Source organism: Pseudomonas lalucatii (assembly GCF_018398425.1).
Classification (GTDB): Bacteria; Pseudomonadota; Gammaproteobacteria; order Pseudomonadales; family Pseudomonadaceae; genus Aquipseudomonas; species Aquipseudomonas lalucatii.
In genome coordinates, this window is the sequence record NZ_JADPMV010000001.1 from 2,461,796 (window position 1) to 2,476,557 (window position 14,762).

Below are 14,762 nucleotides of genomic sequence, written 5' to 3' on the forward strand. Positions count from 1 at the left end.
GCAAGCCGTCGCTCCTCAGCGAGCGACGGCGCACCGCAGCGCCACCGCCACGCCCTGCCCCGAGCCCCGACATGAGCCGTACCCAGGAAATCCGCCCGGACATCGACGACGGCATCGACCGCAAGGTGCTGGGACAGTTGCGGGCGCGCTTCCTCAAGGTCAACGAGGGCCGCCTGCAGCGCGCCATGCAGGCGCTGTCGACACGCCAGCAGCTGGTGCTCAAGCTGTTGCCGCTGCTGTTCCACGTCAACCACCCGCTGCTGCCCGGCTATGTCTCGGGCCTGACCCCGGCCGGGCTGTCCGGTTTCGAGCCGGACGACGCACTGCTCGCCGAGGCCCAGCGCCTGACCCGCTCCTTCGCCTACAAGGCGCGCCGCGGCCCGGCGAGCCTGCCGCTTCACGGCCTGTTCCTGATGGGCAGCCTGGGCACCGTGGCCCAGGCCGAGCAGAGCGACATGGACCTGTGGGTGTGTCACGCGCCGGAACTCGGCGCCGAGGCGCTCGCCGAGCTGGCCAGGAAGTGCGAGCTGCTGGAAGCCTGGGCCGCGACCCAGGGCGCCGAGACGCATTTCTTTCTGGTCGACCCGAGCCGCTTCAGCAGCGGCGAACGCGAGGCCAAGCTGACCTCCGACGACTGCGGCACCACCCAGCACTACCTGCTGCTCGACGAGTTCTACCGCTCGGCGATCTGGCTGGCCGGGCGCACGCCGCTCTGGTGGCTGGTGCCGGTGTACGAGGAGGCGCGCTACCACGACTACACCCGCACCCTGCTGAGCAAGCGCTTCATCCGCGCCGAGGAGGTGCTCGACCTCGGCCACCTGGCACGCATCCCGCCGGAGGAATTCATCGGCGCCGGCATGTGGCAGCTGTACAAGGGCATCGAGTCACCCTACAAGTCGGTGCTCAAGCTGCTGCTCACCGAGGTCTACGCCAGCGAGCACCCCGGGGTGGAGTGCCTGTCGCTGCGCTTCAAGCAGGCGGTCTACGCCAACCGCCTGGACCTCGACGAGCTGGACCCCTATGTGCTGGTCTACCGGCGCCTGGAGGAGTACCTGACCGCGCGCGGCGAAGGCGAGCGCCTGGCCCTGGTGCGGCGCTGCCTGTACCTGAAGGTCGGCAAGAAGCTCAGCCGCGCGCCGCGCGCCGCGGCCAAGAGCTGGCAGCGCCAGCTGCTGGAGCGCCTGACCGACGCCTGGCAGTGGGACCAGCGCCAGCTGGCGGTGCTCGACAGCCGCAGCCAGTGGAAGGTCCGCCAGGTCAGCGCCGAGCGGCGCATGCTGGTCAACGAGCTGACCTACAGCTACCGCTTCCTCTCGCAGTTTGCCCGCCGCGAGCAGGCCGGCAGCTCGCTCAACCGCCGCGACCTCGGCGTGCTCGGCCGGCGCCTGTACGCCGCCTTCGAACGCAAGGCCGGCAAGGTCGAGTTCATCAACCCGGGCATCGCCCCGGACCTGGGCGAGGACATCCTGACCCTGGTGCACTGCCCGACGCCCGACGCCGCCGAGCAGCACCAGTGGGCCCTGTTTCGCGGCAGCCTCGGCGCCCAGGAATGGGCGGACTTCGCCCCGCTCAAGCGGGCCCGGGAGCTGATCGAGCTGCTCGCCTGGTGCCACCGCAACGGGGTGATCGACAGCGGTACCCGGCTGTCGCTGCACCCCGGCAGCAGCGACCTCAGCGAGCCCGAACTGGCCAACCTGCTGGTCAGCCTGCAGCAGACCCTGCCCCTGCCCCTGCCGGCGGTCGACGAGGCCGCGCTGCTGCGCGCCAGCGCCCCGAGCACGGTGCTGCTGCTGGTCAACGTCGGCCTCGACCCGCTGCGCCAGCACAGCCAGATGAACCTGCACATGACCAGCGAGCGCACCGATGCGCTGGGCTATTCCGGGGTCCGCGAGAACCTCATCCTGACCCTCGACCAGGTCAGCCTGAACAGCTGGAACGAGCTGAGCGTCCACCGCTACGCCGGCCCCCACGCCCTGCTCGACTGCCTGCGCGGCCTGCTCAACAGCCTGCCGCCCGGCGCCGCCAAGCCCAGGCTGCAGGTCCGCTGCTTCTGCCGCAACCGCGCCGCGGCCATTGCCGAGCGGGTCGACGGCCTGCTGCACGACATCCTCGAGCACCTCGACGGCAGCCGGCGCAGTCGCTACCTGCTGCAGATCCAGCAGCACTACCACATGCTCGAACTGGTCCCCGGCCAGGCCCGCCACACGGCCCTGCGCGACCTGCCCGCGCTGCTGGCCCACCTGGGAACGGCGCAAGCGGACTACAGCCCGCTGCACCTGGACCGCAATGCCCTGGAGGGCGAGGACCTGGCGCTGATCCTGCCCCAGGCGCGCCCCGCCTGCATTCAGGTGTTCTACCGTCTGCACGAGCACGACGGCACAGCCGAACTGACCGTGCTCGACGAGCACAACGCGCTCTGGCGCCAGGCCCTGCCCTTCTACGACGAGCAGAGCCTGCTGACCCCGCTGCAACGCTTCCTGCACGCCTTCCTCTACCGGCGCGACGCCCTGCTGCCGCTGGACAGCCCGCTGCCCCAGGCGCCGCCGGAAATCCTCTACTACCAGGTGCTGCCGCCCGCACCGCACCGCGCCCGGCGCCTGGAGCGGCGGCCAGCGCCGAATTCGCCGGTCAGCCATCCCTTCTACGACGTCCAGGCGATCGTCGAGCCGGGCGCGGACAAGGGCACCAGCGTCACCCTGTACTGCAACCACCGCGAATTTTCCGAACTGGAATACCGCGGCGAGCTGTTCCGCGCCGTGGCCCGCCACATCCTCGCCCAACGCCGTGCCGGCGCACGCTACCCCTGCTACATCAGCGACCTGGACCTGTCCGCCGTGCTCGGCGACAGCCAGGCCCAGACGATTCACTACCTGCGCTACAAGACCGAGCTGGAAGCGGCGCTGAACAGCGCCCTGGAACGGGCCTGAGCCTAGCCCTCCGGTTGTGCGCAGCGGCCTACGGCGCCTGGGGTGCGCGGCCGGGCTCCGGCCGCTAGCTAGGCGCGGTTGTACTCGCCGGCCGCCTCGGGCTGATACTCCACCGCCAGCAGGGCCAGCTTCAGCGGCTTGCCGCCGGGCCCCACCCAGTCGATGTGCTGGCCGACCGAGAGGCCGAGCAGGGCGCTGCCGACCGGGGCGAGGATCGATACCCGCCCCTCGCCCTTGGCATCCTGCGGGTAGACCAGGGTCAGGTGGTAGTCCTTGCCGCTGCCCTCCTCGCGGCAGTGCACCCGCGAGTTCATGGTCACCACCCCGGCCGGCACCTCGTCGTGGCCGACCACTTCGGCGCGATCCAGCTCGGCCTGCAGGGCCGCGGCGCCCGCGCCGAAGTCCTCCAGGCTGTCGAGCAGGCGCTCCAGGCGTTGCAGATCGAGGCGGGTGATGGTGATCGGCGGTGCGTTGCTCATGGGGCTGCGGGTCTCCTTAGCGGGAGGCTAGAAAAGCAAAACCCCACCGGGACGGCGGGGTTTTGCGAGCGATTCCGGCCGACCCTAGCACAGCCATTCAAATAAACAAGACCGCCCGGTCAGCGCCGCCCTTGCAGGCGCGCCTGGGCCTCATGGCAGATCAGCCGGCGGCGCGCCTGGTCGGCGGCGCCCCACTCGCGGATCTCCGCCAGCAGCCGGCCGCAGCCCAGGCACATGTCGCGCTCGTCCAGGCAGCATTGGCGCCGGCACGGCGAGGCGACCGGCACGAGGGGCTGACCCTCAGAGCTCGTCGAACTCAAGATCGGCGCCTGCCTGGTCGAGGGTGATACGCGCGAGCATCTCGCCGAGCTGCTCGTCGCTGCTGTCGCAGATCCAGCGCTCGCTGGCCGCGTCGTAGTCGAAGTGGAAACCGCCGGAGCGCGCCGCGACCCACAGCTGACGAATCGGCTCCTGGCGGCTGAGGATCAGCTGGCTGCCGTTCTCGAAACGCACGGTCAGCACCCCGCCGGAGTTCTCCAGGTCCAGGTCCAGGTCGCTGTCGTCGAAGATATCTTCCACGGCCTGTTGTGCGGCATCGACCAGGTCGTGAAAACGGGCTTCGGTCAAACTCATTGCGGGTGTCCTCGAAAGATTCAGGCCCATCGGAAAAGGGGCCGGCAACGCCGGCCGCGGCGCGGGCGGCGCTCGCCGGGGGGCGCAGATAATGCAGCACTGCCGCCGGCGTGTCTCGCCCGGCACGTGGCTAAAGGATAAACCGTCGGCGCGCGAACGCCTCCCAAACGCCGCCGCCCAGCACCCCGCCGCCCCCGGCGGATAGCGGCAAAGCCCCGCCCGACGGGACTCCCGGCGCATAGGCAAGGCCTCGGGGGGCCGGTATACTCCGGCGCAATCATGCTTTTTACAAGGATTGCCCCATGAAGCGGCTGCTTACTGCCTGCATCGCGCTCGTCGCCGTCTCCGCCCTGCTCTCCGGCTGCGGCCAGAAAGGCCCGCTGTACCTGCCGGACGACAGCCCGTCCACCGCCGAACACAGCGAATAAGGACGGTCCATGAACGCCTTCAACTACCGCGACGGCGCGCTGTTCGCGGAGGGCGTGGCCTTGTCCGCCATCGCCCAACGCTTCGGCACGCCCACCTACGTCTACTCGCGCACGCACATCGAGGCGCAGTACCACGCCTACGCCGACGCCCTGGCCGGCATGCCGCACCTGGTCTGCTTCGCCGTCAAGGCCAACTCCAATATCGGCGTGCTCAATGTCCTGGCGCGCCTCGGCGCGGGCTTCGACATCGTCTCCCGCGGCGAGCTGGAGCGGGTCCTGGCCGCCGGCGGCGAACCCGCCAAGATCGTCTTTTCCGGGGTCGGCAAGAGCCGCGACGACATGCGCCGCGCCCTCGAGGTCGGCGTGCACTGCTTCAACGTCGAGTCCACCGACGAGCTGGAGCGCCTGCAGCAGGTGGCCGCCGAGCTGGGCGTGAAGGCGCCGGTATCCTTGCGGGTCAACCCGGACGTGGATGCCGGCACCCACCCCTACATCTCCACCGGCCTGAAGGAAAACAAGTTCGGCATCGCCATCGCCGATGCCGAGGCGGTGTACGCCCGCGCCGCCGCGCTGCCCAACCTGGCGGTGATCGGCGTCGACTGCCATATCGGCTCCCAGCTGACCACGCTGCCGCCCTTCCTCGACGCCCTCGAGCGCCTGCTGGCGCTGATCGACCGCCTGGCCGAGCGCGGCATCGCGCTCAAGCACCTGGACCTGGGCGGCGGCCTCGGCGTGCAGTACCGCGACGAGCAGCCGCCGCTGGCCGGCGACTACATCCGGGCCGTGCGCCAGCGCCTGGCCGGCCGTGACCTGGCCCTGGTGTTCGAGCCGGGCCGCTCCATCGTCGCCAATGCCGGCGTGCTGCTGACCCGCGTCGAATACCTCAAGCACACCGAGCACAAGGACTTCGCCATCGTCGATGCGGCGATGAACGACCTGATCCGCCCGGCCCTGTACCAGGCCTGGATGGACGTGCAGGCCGTGCAACCGCGCGACGGCGCCACCCGCCACTACGACATAGTCGGGCCGATCTGCGAGACCGGCGACTTCCTGGCCAAGGAGCGCGAATTGGCATTGGCCGAGGGCGACCTGCTGGCGGTGCGTTCGGCCGGCGCCTACGGCTTCGTCATGAGCTCCAACTACAACACTCGCGGCCGCGCCGCCGAGGTGATGGTGGATGGCGAGCAGGCCTTCGAGGTGCGCCGCCGGGAAACCCTCGACGAACTCTTCGCGGGCGAAAGCCGCCTGCCGGAGTGACCTCGATGCTATTGCGCTTTACCAAGATGCACGGCCTGGGCAACGACTTCATGGTCCTCGACCTGGTCAGCCAGCACGCCCACATCCAGCCGAAGAACGCCAAGCAGTGGGGCGACCGCCACACCGGCGTCGGCTTCGACCAGCTGCTGATCGTCGAGCCGCCGAGCAACCCGGACGTCGACTTCCGCTACCGCATCTTCAACGCCGACGGCTCCGAGGTGGAGCAGTGCGGCAACGGCGCCCGCTGCTTCGCCCGCTTCGTGCTGGACAAGCGCCTGACGGTGAAGAAGCAGATCCGCGTCGAGACCAAGGGCGGCATCATCGAGCTGGACGTGCGCAACGACGGCCAGGTGCGGGTCAACATGGGCCCGCCGCGCCTGGCGCCGGCGCAGATCCCCTTCCAGGCGGACTACGAGGCGCTGAGCTACCCGGTGCAGGTGGACGGCCAGAGCGTCGAGCTGGCCGCCGTCTCCATGGGCAACCCCCACGCGGTGCTGCGCGTCGACAGCGTCGACCACGCGCCGGTGCACGAACTGGGGCCGAAACTGGAACACCACCCGCGCTTCCCGCAACGGGTCAATGTCGGCTTCCTCCAGGTCATCGACCGCCAGCGCGCACGTCTGCGCGTGTGGGAACGCGGCGCCGGCGAGACCCAGGCCTGCGGCACCGGCGCCTGCGCCGCGGCGGTGGCGGCGATTCGCCAGGGCTGGATGGACTCGCCGGTGCAGCTGGAGCTGCCGGGCGGCCGCCTGACCATCGAGTGGGCAGGCGCGGACCAGCCCGTTATGATGACCGGACCCGCCGTGCGCGTGTTCGAAGGACAGGTTCGCCTATGACCGACCAGCAGGATTCGCCCAAGCCCCTCGACTCGGAGACGGTCGCCGCCTACCTGCGCCTGCATCCGGAGTTCTTCATCGACCACGACGAGCTGATCCCCGAGCTGCGCATCCCGCACCAGCGCGGCGACACCGTGTCGCTGGTCGAGCGCCAGGTGAAGCTGCTGCGCGAGCGCAACATCGAGATGCGCCACCGCCTGTCGCAGCTGATGGACGTGGCCCGGGAGAACGACCGGCTGTTCGACAAGACCCGCCGCCTGGTGCTCGACCTGCTCGACGCGGCCAGCCTGGAAGAGGTGGTCGGCGCCGTGGAGGACAGCCTGCGCCACGAGTTCCAGGTGCCCTTCGTCAGCCTGATCCTGTTCAGCGAAACGCCGCTGCCGGTCGGCCGCTCGGTCAGCAGCGCCGAGGCGCACCAGGCCATCGGCGGCCTGCTGGCCGGCGGCAAGACCATCAGCGGCGTGCTGCGCAAGCACGAGCTGGCCTTCCTGTTCGGCGCCGGCGAGGCCGAGCAGGTCGGCTCGGCCGCCGTGGTCGCCCTGTCGCACCAGGGCCTGCACGGCGTCCTGGCCATCGGCAGCGCCGACCCGCAGCACTACAAGAGCTCACTCGGCACCCTGTTCCTCGGCTATGTCGCCGAGGTCCTGGCCCGCGTGCTGCCGCGCTTCGCCACGCCGCTGCGCTCGGTGCGCTGAAGCCTGCCGAGTCCGCCGGATCGCCAGGTCCGGCATCGACTTCCCGCCGGAGTCACCATGCAGAGCCACCTCGACGCCTACCTCGAACACCTGCGCAGCGAGCGTCAGGTGTCCGCGCACACCCTGGACGGCTATCGCCGCGACCTGGGCAAGCTGCTGGCCTACTGCGAGGCGCAGCGGCTGTCCGCCTGGACCGCGCTGGACACCGGCCAGCTGCGCCGCCTGGTGGCCAGGCTGCACCAGCAGGGCCAGTCCGGGCGCAGCCTGGCGCGCCTGCTCTCGGCGGTGCGCGGCCTCTATCGCTACCTGATCCGCGAGGGGCTGGCCCAGCACGACCCGGCCAGCGGCCTGAGCCCGCCGAAGGGCGAGCGCCGCCTGCCCCGGGCCCTGGATGCCGATCGCGCCGCGCAACTGCTCGACGGCGCGGTGGAGGACGACTTCCTCGCCCGCCGCGACCAGGCCATGCTCGAGCTGTTCTACTCCTCCGGCCTGCGCCTGGCGGAACTGGTGGGTCTCGACCTCGACGGCCTCGACCTACCCGCCGGCCTGGTGCGGGTGCGCGGCAAGGGCAACAAGACCCGCGAGCTGCCGGTCGGACGCCTGGCCCGCCAGGCACTGGAAGCCTGGCTACCCCTGCGCGCCCTGGCCAGACCGGCGGACGGCGCGGTGTTCATCGGCCAGCAGGGGCGGCGTCTCGGCCCGCGGGCGGTCCAGTTGCGGGTGCGCCAGGCCGGCGTGCGCGAACTGGGCCAGCACCTGCACCCGCACATGCTGCGCCACTCCTTCGCCAGCCATATGCTGGAGTCGTCCCAGGACCTGCGGGCCGTGCAGGAACTGCTCGGCCACGCCGACATCGCCACCACCCAGGTCTACACCCACCTGGACTTCCAACACCTGGCCACGGTGTATGACCGTGCCCACCCTCGGGCCAAACGCAAAGGCACTCCGGAATGACCATCGAGCTGATCACCTTCGACCTCGACGACACCCTGTGGGACGTCACCCCGGTGATGCAGGACGCCGAAGCCGCGCTGCGCAACTGGCTGTGCCTGCACGCCCCGCGCCTGGGCGCCCTGCCGGTGGACCACCTGTGGGCCATTCGCGCCCGCCTGCTGCAGGCCGAGCCCATGCTCAAGCACCGCCTCAGCGAGCTGCGCCGGCGCATCCTGCTCAATGCCCTGGAAGGCGCCGGCTACCCCCATGACGAGGCGCAGGCCCTGGCCGAGTGCGGCTTCCAGGTATTTCTCGCCGCGCGCCACCAGGTCGAGCTGTTCGCCGAGGTGCATCCGACCCTGGAGACCCTGGCCGAACGCTTCCAGCTCGGGGTGATCACCAATGGCAACGCCGACGTGCGCCGCCTGGGCCTGGCCGACTACTTCCAGTTCGCCCTGTGCGCCGAGGAGCTGGGGGTCGGCAAGCCGGATCCCAAGCCCTTCCGCGAGGCCCTGGCCCGCGCCGGCGTGGCGGCGGAGCACGCCGTGCATGTCGGCGACCACCCCAGCGACGACATCGCCGGCGCCCAGGCGGCCGGCCTGCGGGCGATCTGGTTCAACCCCCAGGGCAAGGCCTGGGAGGCGCAGGCCCCGGCGGATGCCGAGATCCGCAGCCTGGCCGAGCTGCCGGCGCTGCTGGAGCGCTGGGCCTAGCGCCAGGCGCAACGCCGCCCACAAAAAAGCCCGCCGATGAGCGGGCTCTGCATGGAACCGGCGCGCCTCAGATAGGGCGGCTGCCGTATTTGCTGTCCGGCTTCTTGGGCGGGTCGGAGACCACGTTGGGCTCGACCTCCTGCACCTTGCCGCCGCGCGCGAGAAATTCTTCCATGGCGCGCGCCAGGGCATCGCGCTCCTTCTGCTTGGCTTCGACGCTGGGCAGCTCCTCGGCATCGGCCACCTTGGCCTTGGCCTTGCTCTTGCCCTTGGCTACGACCTCGCCGTCGCCATCATCGTCGCTGTCGTTATCGCCATTGTCGGCCGCGGCCAGCTCCTCGCCGTCGTCCTCATCGGCGCCGTCCAGCTCGTCTTGTTCCAGATCTTCGTCGCTCATGTTCAACCTCATGACTTGCGAAAAGCAGATTAGTTATAGCCCAGCTGCGTACTCTATCGTACACCGCCGGCAAAAATTCAAATGCCGGCGCCCGCTCCATCGCGAGCGCCGCGGCGGGCCGGGAGGAGCCGCCGCAAGGGCAGACCCGAGGCCTTGCGACGGGCATTCTAGCGCGCTGCCAGAAAAAACAAAGGGCGCCCGCAGGCGCCCTCATGCCAAAGCCGTCCGATCAGGACTTGGTGAACTCCGGATAGGCTTCCATGCCGCATTCGGCGAGGTCCACGCCCTCGTATTCCTCTTCCTCGCTGACCCGCAGACCGATCACCGCCTTGAGGATCGACCAGACGATCAGGCTGGCGACGAACACCCAGGCGAAGATGCAGGCGATGCCCAGCAACTGCGCGCCCAGGCTGGCGTCCGGGTTGGTCAGGCAGACCGCCAGCAGGCCCCAGATGCCGACCACGCCGTGCACCGAGATGGCCCCGACCGGATCGTCGAGCTTGAGCTTGTCCAGCGCCAGGATGGAGAACACCACCAGCACGCCACCGACGCTGCCGATCAGGGTGGCCTGCAGGGCGCCGGGGGTCAGCGGCTCGGCGGTGATCGCCACCAGGCCGGCCAGGGCGCCGTTGAGGGCCATGGTCAGGTCGGACTTGCCGAACAGGATGCGCGCCACGATCATCGCCGCGATCAGGCCACCGGCGGCGGCCATGTTGGTGTTGACGAATACCTGGGCGACCGCGTTGGCGTCCTCGACGGTGCTCATCTTCAGCTGCGAGCCGCCGTTGAAGCCGAACCAGCCCATCCACAGGATGAAGGCCCCCAGGGTCGCGATCGGCAGGTTGCAGCCGGGGATCGCGTTGACCTGGCCGCCGGCGCCGTACTTGCCCTTGCGCGCACCGAGCAGCAGCACCCCGGCCAGGGCGGCGCTGGCACCGGCCATGTGCACCACGCCGGAGCCGGCGAAGTCGAGGAAGCCGGCCTCGTTGAGGAAGCCCGAGCCCCACTTCCAGAAGCCCTGCACCGGGTAGATGAAGCCGGTCATGACCACGGCGAAGGCGAGGAAGGCCCACAGTTTCATGCGCTCGGCCACCGCGCCGGAGACGATCGACATGCAGGTGGCGGCGAACACCACCTGGAAGAAGAAGTCGGAGCGCGCCGAGTAGTAGGGCGCATCGTCACCGCCGCCGAGCACCGCGTCCGCGCCGTTCTCGTCGCCGAGCAGGAAGCCCAGGCTCGGCAGGATGCCGCCCTCGGGGCTGGAGTACATGATGTGGTAGCCGATCACCAGGTACATGACGCTGGCCACCGCATACAGGGCGATGTTCTTGGTGAGGATCTCGGTGGTGTTCTTGGCGCGCACCAGGCCCGCCTCGAGCATGGCGAAACCCGCCGCCATCCACATCACCAGGGCCCCGCAGACGAGGAAGTAGAAGGTATCGAAACCGTACTGCAATGCAGTCAATGCTGTGTTGTCCATGGTTCACCTCTTGCCGGCGCTTATCGTTGCGCTGTTCGGTTAAGGCGCCCGGCTTGGCAGCGGGCGCACTCCGTGTGCTTACAGGTTGTAGCCGCGCTCGTTGTGCAGGGCGAGGTCGAGACCGACCGTCTCTTCCTCGTCGCTGACCCGCAGGCCCATTACTAGATCGATCACTTTCAGGATCAGGTAGGTCAGCACGGCGGTGTAGGCCACCGTGAACAGCACCCCCTCGACCTGCACCCACAGCTGCGCCGGGATGTCCTCCACCGTGCCGAAGCCGCCCAGCGCCGGCGCGGCGAAGGCTCCGGTGAGGATGGCGCCGACGATGCCGCCGACCGCATGCACGCCGAAGACGTCCAGGGAGTCGTCATAACCCAGTTTGCGTTTCAGGCTGGTGGCACAGAAGAAGCAGATCACCCCGGCGGCCAGACCGATCACCAGCGCCCCCATGGGCCCGGCGGTGCCGGACGCCGGGGTGATGGCCACCAGGCCGGCCACCGCGCCGGAGGCGATGCCCAGCACGCTGGGTTTGCGATGGGTGATCCACTCGGCGAACATCCAGCCCAGGGCCGCGGTGGCCGTGGCCACCTGGGTGACCAGCATGGCCATGCCCGCGGTGCCGTTGGCCGCCACCGCCGAGCCGGCGTTGAAGCCGAACCAGCCGACCCACAGCATGCTCGCGCCGATCAGGGTGTAGCCCAGGTTGTGCGGCGCCATGGCGGTGGTCGGGAAGCCCTTGCGCTTGCCCAGCAGCAGGCAGGCCACCAGGCCGGCGATCCCGGCGTTGATGTGCACCACAGTGCCGCCGGCGAAGTCGAGCACGCCCCAGTCCCACATCAGCGCACCGTCGCCGCCCCAGACCATGTGCGCGATCGGCACGTAGACCAGGGTGAACCACACGGCCATGAAGATCAGCATGGCGGAGAACTTCATGCGCTCGGCGAAGGCCCCGACCATCAGCGCCGGGGTGATGATGGCGAAGGTCATCTGGAAGGTGATGAACACGCTCTCCGGGACGCTGGCGACCAGGCTGTCGAGGGTCAGGCCGGCGAGAAAGGCCCTGGACAGGCCGCCGACGAAGGAGTTGAAGTTGACCTCCCCCCGCACCATGCCGCTGCTGTCGAAGGCCAGGCTGTAGCCGTACGCCACCCAGAGCACGCTGATCAGGGCGCAGATGGCGAAGCACTGCATGAGCACCGACAGCACGTTCTTGGAACGCACCATGCCGGCATAGAACAGCGCCAGACCGGGGATGGTCATGAACAGCACGAGGACGGTCGCGACCAGCATCCAGGCTGTGTCGCCGCCGTTGAGGCTCGCCTCTTCGGCCATGGCAAGGCCAGGAACGAGAGACAAAAGGGCTCCGAGCCCTGCGAAAACTCGCAGAGTCATGGTTTAACTCCTGGGGCGTGGGGGTTCGAAGGGCGCTTAGATCGCGTCGGTATCGGTTTCGCCGGTACGGATGCGGATGGCCTGCTCCAGGTTGACCACGAAGATCTTGCCGTCACCGATCTTGCCGGTGTTGGCCGCCTTGGTGATGGCCTCGATCACCCGGTCCAGCTGATCGTCGGCGATGGCCACGTCGATCTTCACCTTCGGCAGGAAATCGACCACGTATTCGGCACCGCGATACAGCTCGGTATGCCCCTTCTGCCGACCGAAGCCCTTGACCTCGGTGACGGTAATGCCCTGCACGCCGATCTCCGACAGTGACTCGCGGACGTCGTCCAGCTTGAACGGCTTGATGATGGCAGTGACTAGCTTCATGTAACTCTCTCCCGTGTAAGGTGGACTTGCCCCAGGAATTGCGAACCCGGCTCAAGTCTATGCGCAGTGCCTGGCTTTTGTAATGCATTGGCGGTCCCGACTCCCCTGCCGCGCCGGGCCAGGCACTCCCCGCGTCGTCCGATGCAGCGAAACCGCATTGGTGCATGGGTCGACAGGGACTAAGCAGAATTCTTGCCAGCTCATGAAAAAGCGCTTTTATTCAGGCAGTTAACGGCTAATAGCCAGGACGTCGCGAATTTTCCGGAAGACAAACGCACGATAACGGTGCGCCCGCCCGCCGAGCCGTGCGCGAAAATCGTGCGCAATGCCGGCCCTTGGCCAGCCCGACGCCCAGGCCCGAGGCGCGTGCTACACTGCCGCCGTCTGTCAGTGGAACCACACCATGCTGCCTCCCAAAGCCTTTCTCGACGCCCTCGGCGCCCATGCCTCGCGCCTGTTCAACGGCGACACCCCGCTGCCGCGCAGCGAGTTCGAAGCCCAGTTCAAGGCCCTGCTGCAGAGCGGCTTCAGCAAGCTCGACCTGGTCAGCCGGGAAGAGTTCGACAGCCAGATGACCGTGCTCGCCCGTACCCGTGCGCGCCTGGAGGCCCTGGAGGCCAAGGTCGCCGAGCTGGAAGCCCGCCTCGCCACCGAGCCCGCGCCGCCCGCCGAGTAACCCGCGCGAGCCGGCACGGCACGATCAAGGAGTGATCGATGTCCCTGGCCATAGTCCACAGCCGCGCCCAGGTGGGCGTCGAGGCCCCCGCGGTCACCGTCGAGGCGCACCTGGCCAACGGCCTGCCGTCCCTGGCCCTGGTCGGCCTGCCGGAGACGGCAGTGAAGGAAAGCAAGGACCGGGTGCGCAGCGCCATCCTCAACTCGGCCTTCGAGTTCCCGTCACGGCGCATCACCCTCAACCTGGCTCCCGCCGACCTGCCGAAGGACGGCGGGCGCTTCGACCTGGCCATCGCCCTGGGCATCCTCGCCGCCAGCGGCCAGGTCCCGGCCAGCGCCCTGGAACCGCTCGAATGCCTCGGCGAACTGGCCCTGTCCGGCGCCGTGCGCCCGGTGCAGGGGGTGCTGCCCGCCGCCCTGGCGGCCCGCGCCGCCGGCCGCAGCCTGGTGGTGGCCAAGGCCAATGCCGAGGAGGCCAGCCTGGCCTCGGGGCTGACCGTGATCGCCGTCGAGCACCTGCTGGAGCTGGCCGCCCACCTCAACGGCCAGACGCCCATCGCGCCCTACCAGGCCCAGGGCCTGCTGCGTCAGCTGCAGCCCTACCCGGACCTGGCCGAGGTGCAGGGCCAGGCCGCGGCCAAGCGCGCCCTGCTGGTGGCCGCCGCCGGCGCCCATAACCTGCTGTTCAGTGGCCCCCCGGGCACCGGCAAGACCCTGCTGGCCAGCCGCCTGCCCGGCCTGCTGCCGCCGCTGGACGAACGGGAGGCCCTGGAGGTCGCGGCGATCCATTCGGTGGCCGGCCAGGCGCCGCTGGACGCCTGGCCGCAGCGGCCGTTCCGCACGCCCCACCACAGCGCCTCCGGGCCGGCCCTGGTCGGCGGCGGCAGCCGCCCGCAACCGGGCGAGATCACCCTGGCCCATCAGGGCGTCTTGTTCCTGGACGAGCTGCCCGAGTTCGACCGCAAGGTCCTGGAGGTGCTGCGCGAGCCCCTGGAAAGCGGGCAGATCGTCATCGCCCGGGCCCGCGACAAGGTACGCTTCCCGGCGCGCTTTCAGCTGGTGGCGGCGATGAACCCCTGCCCCTGCGGCTACCTCGGCGACCCCGGCGGTCGCTGCCGCTGCACCCCGGAGCAGATCGCCCGCTATCGCGGCAAGCTCTCCGGGCCGCTGCTCGACCGCATCGACCTGCACCTGAGCGTGAGCCGCGAGAGCACCGTGCTGCATCCGCCGACGGGCGAGCCGGCCGGCGACACGGCGAGCGGCGCCGCCCGGGTCGCCCAGGCACGCCAGCTGCAGCTGCGGCGCCAGGGCGTGGCCAATGCCCTGCTCGACCTGAACGGCCTGCGCCAGCACTGCGCCCTGCAGGCCGAGGATCGGCGCTGGCTGGAGAACGCCTGCGAACGCCTCGGCCTGTCCCTGCGCGCCGCCCACCGGGTACTCAAGGTGGCGCGCACCCTGGCCGACCTGGAACAGGCCGAAGGCATCGCCCGCGGCCATCTGGCCGAGGCGCTGCAGTATCGCGGCGACCCTCAGCGCTGAGGC

General features: G+C 69.6%; 16 protein-coding genes. 9 read left to right on the plus strand and 7 right to left on the minus strand.

Translation table 11 applies throughout. From position 1 onward, the window contains the following. Positions 1–71 precede the first annotated feature (71 nt). Positions 72–2,927 carry a class I adenylate cyclase gene (locus I0D00_RS11235; RefSeq protein WP_213639797.1) on the plus strand — a complete coding sequence of 952 codons (2,856 nt, stop codon included), beginning with the start codon at positions 72–74 and terminating at the stop codon, positions 2,925–2,927. Between the two features lie 68 nt (positions 2,928–2,995). On the opposite strand, the gene rnk is transcribed toward I0D00_RS11235, so the two are convergent. The 3 genes from rnk to cyaY form a co-directional block, all read right to left on the minus strand. After that, entirely contained in the window at positions 2,996–3,406 is a 411-nt protein-coding gene (gene rnk / locus I0D00_RS11240; RefSeq protein ID WP_213639798.1) for a nucleoside diphosphate kinase regulator, read from the minus strand. A 119-nt stretch (positions 3,407–3,525) separates the two neighbouring features. Then, entirely contained in the window at positions 3,526–3,726 is a 201-nt protein-coding gene (locus tag I0D00_RS11245; protein WP_215730805.1) for a DUF1289 domain-containing protein, read from the minus strand. Next, a complete protein-coding gene (cyaY, locus tag I0D00_RS11250) occupies positions 3,707–4,039 on the minus strand; it encodes an iron donor protein CyaY (protein ID WP_213639799.1) in 333 nt (110 codons plus the stop codon). The genes I0D00_RS11245 and cyaY overlap by 20 nt, the downstream gene beginning before the upstream one ends. Before the next feature lie 302 nt (positions 4,040–4,341). On the opposite strand from cyaY, the gene lptM reads away from it, so the two are divergent. Genes lptM through I0D00_RS11280 form a run of 6 tightly spaced genes read left to right on the plus strand, consistent with a single transcriptional unit; the run spans position 4,342 to position 8,901 of the window. Then, on the plus strand, positions 4,342–4,467 hold the full coding sequence (lptM, locus tag I0D00_RS11255) for an LPS translocon maturation chaperone LptM (protein ID WP_213639800.1): 126 nt from the start codon (positions 4,342–4,344) through the stop codon (positions 4,465–4,467). Positions 4,468–4,476: 9 nt separating this feature from the next. After that, positions 4,477–5,724, plus strand: coding sequence for a diaminopimelate decarboxylase (lysA, locus tag I0D00_RS11260; protein ID WP_213639801.1), 1,248 nt, complete (start codon positions 4,477–4,479; stop codon positions 5,722–5,724). Positions 5,725–5,729: 5 nt separating this feature from the next. Beyond that, positions 5,730–6,560 carry a diaminopimelate epimerase gene (gene dapF, locus I0D00_RS11265; protein ID WP_213639802.1) on the plus strand — a complete coding sequence of 277 codons (831 nt, stop codon included), beginning with the start codon at positions 5,730–5,732 and terminating at the stop codon, positions 6,558–6,560. Further along, on the plus strand, positions 6,557–7,255 hold the full coding sequence (locus I0D00_RS11270) for a DUF484 family protein (RefSeq protein WP_213639803.1): 699 nt from the start codon (positions 6,557–6,559) through the stop codon (positions 7,253–7,255). Before dapF ends, I0D00_RS11270 begins: the two co-directional genes overlap by 4 nt. Positions 7,256–7,312: 57 nt before the next feature. Next, complete coding sequence (gene xerC / locus I0D00_RS11275) at positions 7,313–8,209, plus strand: tyrosine recombinase XerC (protein WP_213639804.1); 897 nt, start codon at positions 7,313–7,315, stop codon at positions 8,207–8,209. After that, on the plus strand, positions 8,206–8,901 hold the full coding sequence (locus I0D00_RS11280) for an HAD family hydrolase (protein WP_213639805.1): 696 nt from the start codon (positions 8,206–8,208) through the stop codon (positions 8,899–8,901). The genes xerC and I0D00_RS11280 overlap by 4 nt, the downstream gene beginning before the upstream one ends. Positions 8,902–8,968: 67 nt before the next feature. Here the strand turns inward: I0D00_RS11280 and sutA are convergent, their stop codons facing one another. From sutA to glnK, 4 genes are all read right to left on the minus strand, one after another. Next, positions 8,969–9,298, minus strand: coding sequence for a transcriptional regulator SutA (gene sutA / locus I0D00_RS11285; RefSeq protein ID WP_213639806.1), 330 nt, complete (start codon positions 9,296–9,298; stop codon positions 8,969–8,971). 229 nt (positions 9,299–9,527) lie between these two features. After that, positions 9,528–10,778 carry an ammonium transporter gene (locus I0D00_RS11290; protein WP_213639807.1) on the minus strand — a complete coding sequence of 417 codons (1,251 nt, stop codon included), beginning with the start codon at positions 10,776–10,778 and terminating at the stop codon, positions 9,528–9,530. A gap of 78 nt (positions 10,779–10,856) precedes the next feature. After that, positions 10,857–12,170: an ammonium transporter gene (locus I0D00_RS11295; RefSeq protein ID WP_213639808.1), complete on the minus strand. Its 1,314-nt coding sequence runs from the start codon at positions 12,168–12,170 to the stop codon at positions 10,857–10,859. 36 nt (positions 12,171–12,206) lie between these two features. Continuing rightward, positions 12,207–12,545, minus strand: coding sequence for a P-II family nitrogen regulator (glnK, locus tag I0D00_RS11300; protein WP_003096476.1), 339 nt, complete (start codon positions 12,543–12,545; stop codon positions 12,207–12,209). Between the two features lie 403 nt (positions 12,546–12,948). Between glnK and I0D00_RS11305 the strand changes: the two genes are divergently transcribed. Both I0D00_RS11305 and I0D00_RS11310 read left to right on the plus strand, forming a co-directional pair. Continuing rightward, positions 12,949–13,221, plus strand: coding sequence for an accessory factor UbiK family protein (locus tag I0D00_RS11305; protein WP_213639809.1), 273 nt, complete (start codon positions 12,949–12,951; stop codon positions 13,219–13,221). 38 nt (positions 13,222–13,259) lie between these two features. Further along, positions 13,260–14,759, plus strand: coding sequence for a YifB family Mg chelatase-like AAA ATPase (locus I0D00_RS11310; protein ID WP_213639810.1), 1,500 nt, complete (start codon positions 13,260–13,262; stop codon positions 14,757–14,759). Positions 14,760–14,762 lie beyond the last annotated feature (3 nt).